Consider the following 12102-nt stretch of genomic DNA (forward strand, 5'->3'; position numbering starts at 1 on the left):
TCACCCGGCGGAGGCTCACAAAATACGGGCGAGTTCCCTTGCTGTCAGACTAGGATTGCTCTAGCAGTTCGACCCACTCGGGAGCGCAATCATGGGTCCCGCCGTAGATCGAGCGGTCGGGATACTGGTCGTCGTCAGCCTCGACAGCGACGATCACGTTGCCGCTGGAACACGAAATTTCTGTAACGGTTCCGACGACTGCATCCAGTGGGCCGTCTCCGTCGGTCCAGTCGGCTCGGACGTGGTCGCCGCGGTCGAAGTCATACTCCTCGAAGGAAGGTGCTGTCGTACTCATGATCTCCTCCGGCTCCGAGGGAGACACAAAATGGCTCGGATACCAGCCAGAGCGCTGATACTGCTTGCCGAGAGAAGAAGAACTGATGACTGAGTTGCGGGTCCGGAAACCCGATGGCTGGACGACCGTCTCGTTTCCCGAGGAAGTCGGTACAACCTCGGTAGCCGGTGTGAAGGTCGACGGCCAGCTGTGTCTGACCCTCACCGCCGAACAGGAGGATGGTCCCCGTCTCGTCGAACCCGGCATTCTCGACGTCGACGAAAATGATGAGCACTTGCCAGAGAATACAGTGCCCCGGACTGAGGACGGGACGAGTGTCGTTTTGGATCGGCTACTGCCGAGTTAGCCGTCGTTGTGAATCCGGACACCTCGGTAATAGGTCCCCGGGCGTTATCGAAAATACCGTACCCGCAATCCATGCAGAATATGACCGACGATTGCCGCTGCTATTAGCAGTACTGCACCTGATTTGGAGCCAGTCGTTTGGGGTAATGCCATCACAGCCGCCGAGAGCAGGACGAGCAGGTATCCAGTCATCCACACCAATGTATTTCTTGAAACCATCTGGTTCAATATGTAGAGTGGTGGGGAATTTGATTACGGTATCCTGTTACCCGAGAAGGATGCCTTCACCCTTATCTATTATCATCTATTTCATCGGCCCCTTCATCAAGTAGATCGTCTATTTCATCAGCAGCTTCTTGTCCTACCTCAACAGTCACGTCAGCGGCATCGTCAGCGAAATCCTGCAGATCTTCTCCAAAGTCTTCGGCGGTCTGTTCTCTCTCATCTTTAGAAATGTCCGTACATTCTATCATGACCACCAGTGGATGATTCGGATTTGTCTCATTCCAATAGAACACAAGGTTTTGGGCACCACCGGGAGTGTTCTCCCGAATTGCATCGTTAATCGCACAGCCTAAAGCAGTTCCAGCACATATAAAACCTCCAACGGCAAGGGTTGGTGTGTTTCCGGCAACATAGCCACCGATTACTTCATCAGAGCTATTTTGGGTGAAGCCTCTCTTTCCTGTACATGGATGATTCGGAATATGGACATCTTTTAGTCTTTGTCGGAGTCATTCAGTTGCTACTCGTCATCGCCGTTGGGTATGCTCCTCAACTTCTTTCAGATTCGTATACTGCTCGTATCCAACCAATGTTTGATACGAATTCACTGTGGATGGCAATCAGTTGGGGTGGAATTCTCCTTATCCATATGGGTCGAAGCGCACAGGCTGGGCTCGTTATATTTGACGAGGACAGGCCAGGAAGAAGCAGATTCTACCTTGTTTCTGCGGGAGCAGTCGCAATCGGGTTCCTAACCTTGCTCCTGATGTTTTTCTTACCCGAGTAAAGCTGTACTCTGTACCGACTGCTCAGCGAGAACCACAATGTGAGCTACGAATGGTTCTATGGCACCCTGAACAACCGTTACGCTTTGCCGACACGACAGCTACCGCTCCCACGGGAAGAAGCCATGGCGCTCGCGATAGGCACTGATCTGGTCCTGAAACTCTTGTTCCTGGAAGTCTGGCTCGTCGCCGTGGATGTCTTCGGGAGAGACGCCGTCGGGAAGATGCTCATAGCCCGTGACATCTTCCGTGTCATCCTCCTGTTCGGATTCGTGTCGGTGCTGTCCACACTCCCTGCAGGTCCAGATCATGCGGTCACAATGCGAGTGACACTCGAAGCCATCGAGCCCGTGAGATTCGTGTCCCGTCACGGCGCCACATTGGCGACAGTAGAACCCGATTCCAACTATCTCCGGCTCGGCTCTTGCCTGATGGCGCTTCACAACGCCGGGCACAAGCCAGTACGTGCCGTCGTCCTGTCGGAACTCATCCGTGAGCTGCTGGAACTCCGAGCGGCCGGTGACTGGCGACCCGTCCTCGAGATAGATCCGTGGCTGGACGTCGTCCCCATCCCCGTCCCAGTTGGTCTGCTCGTCGGCTGTCTCTAGGAGCGACTGTCCGGGTTCCTCGTCGATCGTGGTTTCGGTCGGAAGCTCAGGCCAGCCCTGCGTGAGAGTGGCGGCTGGCTCGGTGCCGAAGGCTGCTCGGCACTTCACGGTTCCATGAGAGACATCCTCGCCGGTCGCGATGCTGTCGGAAACGGAGAAGGCCGCAGCGCCGAGGGCTCGTGCATGGAAGTCGGTGTTCGCTTCGACGAGTGCGAGTACTACCCGCCCGAATATCCACTCCCCAAGTGGGATGCTATCCTGATCGTCGGACGAAGTCTTTGAGATATCGGTCTGAGCGCAGAACGGACACTGTCGTTCATCCCGTGGGATATCCTGTCCACAGGTCGTACAGGTACGAGTCTCATCCTCTGTACGGTCGGGATAGCCGGTGGAGTCGAGGACTCGTTCCCGTCCGTTCCCCCTCGTTTCAGGATCTGAACTCGCTGCGCCGAGGATATCAGCGGGATCGTACTCAGGATTTCGATCAGTCACACGCTTGGTTGCGTTCGTCATGGTATTTAAACTCCAGCCCCGAGGGAAGCACAAACCGACAGAGACCAAGACAGGACGAGTTGGCTACTCGTCGCCCGTGCTGTCTGTCACTTCTGCGATGAACGTGTCCGTTGATCTGTCCAGATCATACTGGTTGATGAGTTCGAGGGCAGCCAGCGCTGCGCCTGTGTCTACGAGGTCTGCGGCGAGCAACCGTTTGAGACGAAGGGTGCCTTTGTGGGCACGGTCGGAATCTGAACCTCGCATCTGGGAAAATTCCATCAAGAGTCGTCGCCAAGCAGTCGCCGAGCCGGTCACCGTGAGATTCCAGTCCGGGGCTTCATACCTAGAGTCCGACTGCCGGCGGTAGTGGCCTTCAAGTCTGTCGAGCAAGTCGTCGATGATCGTGCCCTTTTCAACGGTCTGTCCATGTATGGCGTAGTCTGGGTCGACGAGATTGCGCCACTCGTCGTAGGCGGCGATATCGTACTCGACAGCTAGCTCGACCTCGACTGTTTCGAGACAATCAGCCTTCCCGGGTTCATTCACGCGCCGAAGTCGGTTTGCGGTCCCCTCGGCGCGGACTGTAAGGTCTGGGAACTGCGCTTCGCTGGATGCTGATTGCTGTTCTCCGGTCTGATCGCTGTTGGTGGTCTTTGATGCCATGGGTACTGTCGGGACGCTCTCACTGGACCGCCCCGCACCCGACCGGGGGTGCAAAAACTCACAGTCTGGTCGACTAATCGCTGAAGAATTGGCACACATCACTGTCTCCGGAGAAACCACCAGACAGCGGTGATATTTTCACTCGAAATACGGTGTGTTAAGTCTGGGACTAAAGCCGGTCTCAAGAGGGTGTTGTAGGGCCTCTCCTGAGGTTAGTTTGTCCTCGTTGCCTTCCCTAACTACCTTTTATTTCATATGAATACAGAAAATATTAAAACGCTAAACAGGTAGTTGTCAATTATGGATAGCAACCTCACACCCGACGAGTGGGATCGAATTAGAGCGTTCGCACGGGCTGCAGATTGCCGCCAACGACCCGAGATACTGCTCCCTGAGGAAACGGTTAAAAGCGACTAAGATACAATCACGTTCTGGTCCGCACCTGATGACTGGCTGCTACAATGTTCTAAGCAATTCAGCAGAGCAGAATACAACCAGCTGTACTGTCGGTATTCTATGCACTCAGAGCGAGATCAACTCACACTTCAAGTCACTCTATCGGCTCGACCTCGAAGGTCAGCAGATGCGACCGAAGTTGGGCGTAGGCCCCGTCGCCGTCAGTCGTGACACAGTACCGATTTGGCCTTGCCTCGTGAGGATTGCCGTCGTTCTCTTGCCACTCTTCCAGCGTGAACTCGTGGGCCTCTAACTCGCTGTCAGCGTCTTCAAAGACGGCCGCGACCGACGGCGTCCCATGGTTGTCAGCGACGTAGGCAACCTCAACAGCGTCGTGGTTGGCGTCAAGTCTCGTCCACTCGTCGAGTTTGTCTGGCGGGTCCTCGGCGAACTGCTCGATTTCGCGTTGGATCAGTTCGGCTTCTGCGGCGTCGCGCCACGCTTGCTTGATGTCCTCGGCTTGGGACCGCTCGATCTCCTGAAGGACGTCGCTGTCGATACAGTCGGCGGCCCACGCAAGCACGGTCTTGGCCTTCTTGTACCTCACCTTGGGTTCGCCGTCCAGCTGTCCGAAGTTCATCTCTTGGGGAGACATAAAGAGAACTGACGACCGCCAGTAACCGGGGTCAGCGTCGCATTCCTCGTCGGCATTGGGAGCCCACGACTCCATTGAGGTCCGGACTTCCTCGTGGTGTCCGAAGCCGGTTCGGACGCCGCCGGCGCGCAGGATTCGCTCCGCGAGGTCGATGGTTCGCTCGCGCTCGTCAGCGGGCGCTTCATCGGGGCGAGTGACGTCGGCGTAGAATGGCAAGCCGACTTTGCTGATGATCGTCTCTTTGTAGTTTGGGATAAGTAGCGGTTCCTCGACGAAGATCGGGTCGAACGGTGGTTCGGTTGTCGGCAACATACTGGAAAGCCTCCAGCCATGGAGGCGGCACAAAATCGCCCTGCGGCAGAGTCTGGTCTAGAGGTACTGGTCGGCGGTGTCGCCGTGGTTCGCTTCCAGGGCTTCCCAGTCCGCCATCGCGTCGTACTCTGGCCGGACCTTTCCGTCAGAGAGCATATCGTCGACGAAGGCTTGGACTTGTTCATCGACGGGCGCGCCCTGCAGGTCGCGCTCCCGAGCGATAAACTGGATACCACAGAACGAGCGTCCGTCTGCTGCAAGTTGCCAGAGCAGGAGCTTTCGGTTCTGGTAGGTTGCGAGTTCGGTCAGCAATGCGTCGTCTGGTGGGTTGGACATTGTGTGATGCCTCCGGCTGCGAGGGCTGCACAAAACGGACATTGTGAGTAAGGCAAAGGGCCGGTACAGTGCTTCAGAAGACTACCAAGCGGGTTTCTGGTGAGTACAAATAAGTAAGATTATGACTCCCGGACGTGGCGGTTGATTTGACAGGATGCACGATCTGAATAGTTTTAAACGTGATATGTTAGTCGTGATTGCAGGCATGGATAATCCGAAGGGGACAGAACTCACCGCCGAGTTGCAGGAGCACTATCCTGAAGAGATCACAGCCGGACGCGTCTATCCACAACTGGATGACCTAGTCGAGAAGGGGCTTGTCGAGAACGGGGAGAAGAACGGACGAGCAAACGAATATCGTCTGACAGGGCGTGGCGTGCGAGACCTCCTAGGCCATCGAAAGTGGGAGAATCAGTATCTGGCTCCGATTGACGAGCTATCTCCGTAGTGGACACTGAGAGAGGGTGACGCCACATTTCTATAGAAAACTCCTGTTGCTGTATTGACCATATTAACGTACTAACTCTCGAAATTCCCTGAAAAGCAGCATTTGGTGCTGTGTCTGACGTACCTTTTTGACCTTTCCGACAGTTTTGCTCTCAAAGAGAGAAAAGATGGCTATGAGACTTAGCGTCAGTAATCAGAAAGGCGGCGCAGGAAAAACGACGACAGCACTCAATGTAGCCGGTGCACTGAACGAGTTAGGCAGTGAGGTGCTGCTAATCGACTTTGATCCACAGGGACATGCGACAGAAGGGTTAGGCTTCGAGGACCTGTACGATGATCCAGAGCAAGACTCGCTCTTTGAGGTCCTGCCCGATCTCGACCGGATGGACGATCTTGAGGATCTGATTGTTGAACATCAGGAGATGGACTGTGTCCCATCACATGTGCGGATGATCAACGCTGAGGATGAACTGTCGAACGTGATGCGCCGGGAGGAGCGCCTCGATATGCTTCTCGACAATGTCGACGACGAATATGACTTCATTATTGTCGACTGTCCACCGAACCTCGGCGTTCTGACCGATAACGCGATTGTAGCGACAGGTCATGTCTTGATCCCAGCGCAAGCGAAATCAACATCTATCCGTGCTATAGAGCTCCTATTCCAGCAGTTGCGAAGCATGGAGCAGGCGTTTGGTGACATCCACGAAGTTGGTCTTGTAGCCAATGAAGTCGGTGTCGACGGTGAGGCAGATGAGATGATGGATTGGTTCAAAGACGTCTTTGATGACAAAGAGAACTGTGAAGTCTTTGAAATCAGAAAGCGGGTTGCGTTACAGCGAGCGTGGAATAACGGTGTCTCAATCTTTGAACACGAGGAGGATTGTGACATGGAAGACGTCTATCTCGATATTGCATATCACTTGGAGGAACAGATCGATGGCTGACAAACGCGACCGCGACCCCTTTGACCAGCGGTATGACGAAGACGATGACCATAACAACACGCAATCAAATTCCTCAAAGACGTCAAAGACACCAGAAACAGCTACAACAAAAAAGACGGCAGAGACAGAAGAGAGTGAAAAGATCGATGAGACAGCAGAGAGCAATGGCGTTCGCGAGCGACGGAACGTCAATATGTACTTACCGGACGGGCTTGTTGACGATCTGCAATTGCGCTATTCCGAGTTAAACGTCCAATGGCGTCGCGAGCACGGCGAGGACCTTCCGAAAAACGACGAGTTCTACCCAGCCGTTATTGAATCATCGCTGCAGGATACGACAATTGAGAAAGAACTGGGGCTCGCTGATGAGTAGCCAAAGTAAATAAGACCAAGCATTGAGTCTCGAACACACTACTCACACAGATCAACAAGTATCAGGGCGAGCGCTACCGCCAGACTACTAAGCCGAACGCGTGTTCCGCATTCGGGCGGAGTTACGTCTCAGGATTGGTTGAAATCTCGAACAGTTATTTTCGACTGTTAGACGGCCTCTAGAGCAGGTCCCCGTCCAGAAGAATGTACGAGGACCTATTGAGGCGGGGACTCTTGATGCATGAGTCCGATCGCAGCATGAGATGCCTCAAAAGCGGTCCATGGGAGGAATCTCAACGATTCGTCTGCCGCCTGCAGCGCTGGAATGGGTTGAATTTAAACAATGCACAGAGGGAATCACGAGCCTGCAGGCAAAATTATGTTGCTTATTAAAAGTCAGAATATTAGCGCAGAAGTTGAGACCGCTCCTCTCAATGCATACGGTCCGGACGCCACAAAGCACAGTCGGGGTTTGTACAGTAGAACTCGAATACCAAGGGGATCGATGCGACGATACACCGAGACGCCAGTAATCCGTTTTCCTGACCCAAGTCGTATTCAACCTGGCAACGTTCCGTAGAGCCGCACACTTTGATTCTACCTTGGCTCGTCACTCGCTCCAGAATGCCTCGATTCGTTCATCAAGACGAGTAAGTACGGTGGCGAGCACGTCCTGCCACTCATCTGGATAGTCTTCGTCCTCACCTGGCGTCGGCGCATCCGGGGGCGGGTGGAAGTGGTCGCGGGCGTTGTGGTCATTGGGGTGGCGGTCCCAGCGGCACTCCCAGGAGTTCCCCGTCCGGTATTGCTCGGAGTAATGGATGCTGAAGTCATCGGTTTCGAACCATCGGATACGAAGATACGCTCGCGTGACCCCGCTTGGGAAGTACCCGAGGTCGTAGTCAGCAACGACGGCGTTCGGTGCATACTCAGGGCGTGCTTGGACATCGCCGAAGCGGGCGCTTCTGGAGAGGTGTGGGGCAATCCGGTCGAGAATTTCAGCATCGATCGGGCCGGTACTGGACGGCCCGTCTTGGTTGTCAGGCATCGATATGACCGGGAGAACTACCAGAAGTTGAGTGATCACGCCGCGCTGCGTCAAGGAGGGTAGCCCTGCGTTCGAGCGTTTTCCACTCGGAGAGCGCTTCCCACGCGTCTTCAGTTGCCATTTCGCGGCTGGCTTCGACAAGAGAGACGGCGTCAGGATCGTCTGCGTCGAACTGTTCTCTGTATTCCTCGATCTGGTCGATGGCGTCTGACAGTGCTTCAACGATCTCTTGGTCGGAGTAGTTCTCGCGGATGCGGTCGATACGTCGCCACTGGAAGTACGCATCGTTGCGCTCGTACCGGACGGGGCGGCCGTCGTGACGGTGAACCAATCCCATCCCGTCGAACCACTCCAAGTAGTCGCGGGCAGTCTCAGTATCACAGTCAGCGAGATCGGCGATGTCGGAAACCTTCGTAGGGGTTCGAAGCCCGGTGACGATATCGAGGAGTCGCTCGCGGATCGGACCACCTTTGATCAGCGAATCGGGCGACTCTAAATCATCGAGATCCGGCGGTGACTCGTCGCCAGCGTACGCATCGTCGGGAATGTCTGTGATATCCATTCGTGACGCCTCCGTACCTAATCTAACACTTGGACCGGTATATATCTATTGTGGGCTGAATTATTTCTGCTATGTGCTGCTGAGTCGCGAGTTCGACAGTCAGTGTATTCTAGAGGGTTGGAATAGATCAATTCTCTATCTTGGAAGGTATGCCTTGGGGTGTATAGTGATTTTTGTGTCCTCTTGGCTGGTCTATGCCAGCTCAGGCGAAGACTATACACTATACGATGAGTAACAGGTGAAAGCGTCCATACTAACTATTGCTGGTGCGGTTATACTCACTCTCGGAATCCCTAACGGCTAATATGTAGACTGCCTCCCAGTTGTTTGCATTGAAAGTTAGCTGAGTGAAGTAAATCCGAAAGAAACGCTGTCTAAGAGCAGAGTTGGGCTGCAGTTTCTCTTAGATTCTCAGAATCGATGTCATCGAACATACTGTCTTCCTCGAGTGTTTCGATTACGGCAGAGACAGGCTCTTCAAATCGGAATAGGAGGTAGACTCCTGATTTGTACCCTCCACTAGTCCGGTCAGTTTCGAGTAATCCGTATGTTTCCGCTTTATCAATGTGGCTGTTGACTGTCTCTTGGGTGTATATGTCGGAATCCAAGTTATGGCAGATTAACTTATATATTTTGTAGACCGCAGGGCTCGGCGCTGCCCCGCTATTTATATCGGCTACAATAGCTGCGGCATATACGGTGAGTTTTTTCTGTAGGGACAGTCCGCGAACAATCTCTAAGACTCTGTTTTTGACCACAGAGTCGTTAGCTGCGCGGACATGGTCTTCTGTGACTGTCGTGTCGCCCTTGCTATTGGCTATCTCACCAGCATCTCGGAGTAGATCTATAGCTCGGCGTGCGTCTCCTTCATTGCGTGCACCGTACGCTGCTACTAATTTGATAACCCCTTCGCCCAATGCACCGTCAACAAATGCATCTCGACGTCGGTTGAGAATCTCAATCAGCTCATTTGCATTGTAATCTGAGAAGTGTATGCCATTGGGGTTGTAGGAACTATCCGACCGGCTATCGAGATTCTGCCTGAATCTCGGACTGTTCGTCACAACGACTGTCGAAATAAGTGTGTCAACATGCTGTTCGGCCATGACACGGCTAAGACTATACAATAACCGAGAATACGCCGGCTCATCACCGCGTCCAGTTAGGGCATCAATCTCGTCCAAAATGAACACGAGAGCATCAAAGTGCCTGTCTGCAATATCATAGAGTTGGACGTATTTCTCATCTGTCGAGACTCCCTTTTGGGGGATGTCCCAAGAGACACCCGCTCTCTTTGCGGTCTGCTTTCCCAGTTTCCAAACCGCTCGATCAAGGGTATAGGACTCCATCGTTTTGAAGTTCACCGAAACATAGTCAAACGAAATATTGGCTTCTCGCGCCCGCTCTTTAACTTTTTCAGCAACAGACTTGACAGTGAGGCTCTTGCCAGTTCCACTGGGGCCATAAAGTAGGAGATCCGGTGGCCGCTCACCATCAAGAGTGTCCCTAAATGCACGAGCTTCTGCCGCAAGTTGTTCATCACGACCATATATGCGGTCGTGATCAACAATGGTGTTAGAATCCACCAGACTCTTGTCAGCAAAGACTGACCGCCGGTCCCCACCGAGGATGTCATCGACTATTGAATCCTCTGACCCCGAAGCGGAGTCTGGTTCATTTTTTTCCTTGGTGGAACTGCCTAACTCGTCTGCTATTGTCTTTGCATGTGATTGCCATTGTAATAACCCTTTTCGAAATGAAGGGGGGCATTTCGAAATGAAGGCCCCATTTTCGAAATGAAATTATGTGGACCACCGTTTTCGAAATGAAGGCCCCGTTTTCGAAATGAAATCGTCATCGCAAAACGTGACCAGAATACACCTCCGCAAACAGGACACACTCACCCCGTTTTCGAAATGAAATGGGACCAAAGCGTGTCTGCTATTTCTGGTTGAAGTGAACCACAGAGTTTTACGCGTATCATCTCACCCGAAAACGTCCCCAATTCGGATTGAAATGAGTCGAGAACCCCAGCAGAAGACCGTTCCTCCGATTTAAGCCATAATATGAGGGTTCAGGCGTAGATTTCATTTCGAAAGAGGGGTGGGAGAGCTTCTTTCTCCCTAGCCACTATAACTAGGTTTCATTTCGAAAGAGGGGTGAGGGAGTCACAATCTACACAGTCGAGTCACCAACTATACACCCCTCTTATACCCGGAATATCGTTATCCACTAAAATAGAATTCACGCACCGTCTTCGGAGTATCACTGGATATCCAAACACACCGTCTTCGAAGTATTATCGTCATGTCCACAACAAGAGCAAATAAAAAACTCATACCATTACTTGGATGAGAATTATGTTATTTCTTAGAGAACAGAATTTGAGCGCAGAAGCTGAGACTGGCGTTCTCAATGTATATCGAACTATCTTCCTTTGATGGCCCCAACTGGAGGTCTGCTCGACAAACTGCAACAGAATGCAGTCTTTAGCAGTCCAAGCCGATACGCTTAGTCGCGTTCCAGTTGCCGGTACTGGCGATGTGTGACACCGAGAGTGATATACTATCGCGAGGATGGGATTCCATCATATCGTACACATCCCCGATCGGAGAGTCACCAGTATTGAGCGGAGAATGGAACGACGAGAGGTTGGTGGGGTTACCCCTCGTAGCCCTCACCCTCGATTGGGCCGCTAAACACGCCGTAGAGGAATTTGAAGTACCACAGTACCAGCAGCAGGACCGGAAACCCGAGGACGGTCACGAGGTTCAGCGCTAGTGGCGACACGACCGCTTCTCTAATCAACAACCCGGTCGGCGGATAAATCGTCGGGTACAGCAGAATTGCGACCAAGATCGTCAACAGTGTGGGCAGTGACAGTGCGCTTGCAAGCCAGGCTCGGTACCGGCCGCGTCTGGCTAGTACGCTCCCGCTCAGCCCGACGGCGACCGAGAGAGCGACGACTGCAGCGACGGGCAGCGAGAGCACCGCGTCGGCAGCACCACCCACATCGGTCAGGACGACGGTTCCCAGCAGCACGACCACACCGCCAAGGTACGCCACTGTCGCACCGATACCGTACGCTCGCAGTTCCGATGCCAGACCGGGCTCGGTCTTGGCTGCGAGGAACGCCGCCCCCGTGACTATCGAGACGGCGACTAGGCCGACGCCAGTCAACGCCACTGGTAGCGTCGCCTCGCCGAACAGCCAGCGACCCGCGAGCATCCCCAACAGGAGCGGCGCGAACACGCTCCCGCCGATGAACGCATAGTCGGTGTAGCGCTTCCAGCGCTCGTCGTCGCGCTGCTCGCGGAGTTCCGGACCGAGGCCCCGGAACACCAACGCGACGACGAACCCGAGCGCGAGCAGATAGTTGTCCGCCAGCAGGCGCGAGTACACGCGCGGGAACGCCGCTAGCAGCATCGTCCCGAAGGCGACGACCCACACCTCGTTCGCGTCCCAGACCGGTCCGAACGCCGCTAGGAACGTCTCTCGCTCGCGTTCGTCCGTCCGGGTCGCGTAAAGCATCCCGATACCGAAGTCGAACCCGTCGAGGACAACGTACATCCCCAACGCGAACAGCACGGCGCCGAACCAGATCTCCGGCA

General features: G+C 54.0%; 15 protein-coding genes. 5 read left to right on the top strand and 10 right to left on the bottom strand.

The genetic code is table 11. The features are described 5' to 3' along the window. Nucleotides 1–49: 49 nt before the first annotated feature. Nucleotides 50–295: a hypothetical protein gene (locus tag D3D01_RS21460; RefSeq protein WP_121513704.1), complete on the bottom strand. Its 246-nt coding sequence runs from the start codon at nucleotides 293–295 to the stop codon at nucleotides 50–52. 85 nt (nucleotides 296–380) lie between these two features. Here D3D01_RS21460 and D3D01_RS21465 point away from each other — a divergent pair, with 85 nt between their 5' ends. Continuing rightward, entirely contained in the window at nucleotides 381–641 is a 261-nt protein-coding gene (locus D3D01_RS21465; protein WP_121513705.1) for a hypothetical protein, read from the top strand. Between the two features lie 289 nt (nucleotides 642–930). On the opposite strand, the gene D3D01_RS21470 is transcribed toward D3D01_RS21465, so the two are convergent. After that, nucleotides 931–1113 (bottom strand): hypothetical protein, encoded by a 183-nt coding sequence (locus tag D3D01_RS21470; RefSeq protein WP_121513706.1) that lies wholly within the window; start codon nucleotides 1111–1113, stop codon nucleotides 931–933. A gap of 218 nt (nucleotides 1114–1331) precedes the next feature. Here D3D01_RS21470 and D3D01_RS21475 point away from each other — a divergent pair, with 218 nt between their 5' ends. Next, the gene (locus tag D3D01_RS21475) at nucleotides 1332–1652 is read left to right on the top strand and encodes a hypothetical protein (protein ID WP_023842953.1); all 321 of its coding nucleotides are present in this window, start codon (nucleotides 1332–1334) and stop codon (nucleotides 1650–1652) included. A 99-nt stretch (nucleotides 1653–1751) separates the two neighbouring features. Here the strand turns inward: D3D01_RS21475 and D3D01_RS21480 are convergent, their stop codons facing one another. The 4 genes from D3D01_RS21480 to D3D01_RS21495 all read right to left on the bottom strand — a co-directional run bounded on the left by D3D01_RS21480 (nucleotide 1752) and on the right by D3D01_RS21495 (nucleotide 5115). Further along, a complete protein-coding gene (locus D3D01_RS21480; RefSeq protein WP_121513707.1) occupies nucleotides 1752–2771 on the bottom strand; it encodes a hypothetical protein in 1020 nt (339 codons plus the stop codon). A 63-nt stretch (nucleotides 2772–2834) separates the two neighbouring features. Beyond that, nucleotides 2835–3416, bottom strand: coding sequence for a hypothetical protein (locus D3D01_RS21485; protein WP_121513708.1), 582 nt, complete (start codon nucleotides 3414–3416; stop codon nucleotides 2835–2837). Between the two features lie 550 nt (nucleotides 3417–3966). Then, nucleotides 3967–4779 (bottom strand): hypothetical protein, encoded by an 813-nt coding sequence (locus D3D01_RS21490; protein WP_121513709.1) that lies wholly within the window; start codon nucleotides 4777–4779, stop codon nucleotides 3967–3969. A 57-nt stretch (nucleotides 4780–4836) separates the two neighbouring features. Beyond that, nucleotides 4837–5115 carry a hypothetical protein gene (locus D3D01_RS21495; RefSeq protein WP_121513710.1) on the bottom strand — a complete coding sequence of 93 codons (279 nt, stop codon included), beginning with the start codon at nucleotides 5113–5115 and terminating at the stop codon, nucleotides 4837–4839. A 205-nt stretch (nucleotides 5116–5320) separates the two neighbouring features. On the opposite strand from D3D01_RS21495, the gene D3D01_RS21500 reads away from it, so the two are divergent. The 3 genes from D3D01_RS21500 to D3D01_RS21510 all read left to right on the top strand — a co-directional run bounded on the left by D3D01_RS21500 (nucleotide 5321) and on the right by D3D01_RS21510 (nucleotide 6882). Then, nucleotides 5321–5563, top strand: a complete 243-nt coding sequence (locus D3D01_RS21500) for a PadR family transcriptional regulator (protein WP_394343415.1) — start codon at nucleotides 5321–5323, stop codon at nucleotides 5561–5563. Between the two features lie 172 nt (nucleotides 5564–5735). Next, nucleotides 5736–6509 (top strand): ParA family protein, encoded by a 774-nt coding sequence (locus tag D3D01_RS21505; protein WP_080504344.1) that lies wholly within the window; start codon nucleotides 5736–5738, stop codon nucleotides 6507–6509. After that, on the top strand, nucleotides 6502–6882 hold the full coding sequence (locus D3D01_RS21510; protein ID WP_121513712.1) for a hypothetical protein: 381 nt from the start codon (nucleotides 6502–6504) through the stop codon (nucleotides 6880–6882). Before D3D01_RS21505 ends, D3D01_RS21510 begins: the two co-directional genes overlap by 8 nt. 609 nt (nucleotides 6883–7491) lie before the next feature. Here the strand turns inward: D3D01_RS21510 and D3D01_RS21515 are convergent. The 4 genes from D3D01_RS21515 to D3D01_RS21530 form a co-directional block, all read right to left on the bottom strand. After that, nucleotides 7492–7929 carry a hypothetical protein gene (locus tag D3D01_RS21515; protein WP_121513713.1) on the bottom strand — a complete coding sequence of 146 codons (438 nt, stop codon included), beginning with the start codon at nucleotides 7927–7929 and terminating at the stop codon, nucleotides 7492–7494. Beyond that, entirely contained in the window at nucleotides 7922–8491 is a 570-nt protein-coding gene (locus tag D3D01_RS21520) for a hypothetical protein (protein ID WP_121513714.1), read from the bottom strand. Before D3D01_RS21520 ends, D3D01_RS21515 begins: the two co-directional genes overlap by 8 nt. 374 nt (nucleotides 8492–8865) lie before the next feature. Then, entirely contained in the window at nucleotides 8866–10206 is a 1341-nt protein-coding gene (locus tag D3D01_RS21525; RefSeq protein ID WP_121513715.1) for a Cdc6/Cdc18 family protein, read from the bottom strand. A gap of 946 nt (nucleotides 10207–11152) precedes the next feature. Beyond that, a partial coding sequence (locus D3D01_RS21530; protein WP_147439969.1) for a cytochrome d ubiquinol oxidase subunit II occupies nucleotides 11153–12102 on the bottom strand: 950 nt, incomplete at its 5' end.

Source organism: Haloarcula sp. Atlit-7R, assembly GCF_003666065.1.
Classification (GTDB): domain Archaea; phylum Halobacteriota; class Halobacteria; order Halobacteriales; family Haloarculaceae; genus Haloarcula; species Haloarcula taiwanensis.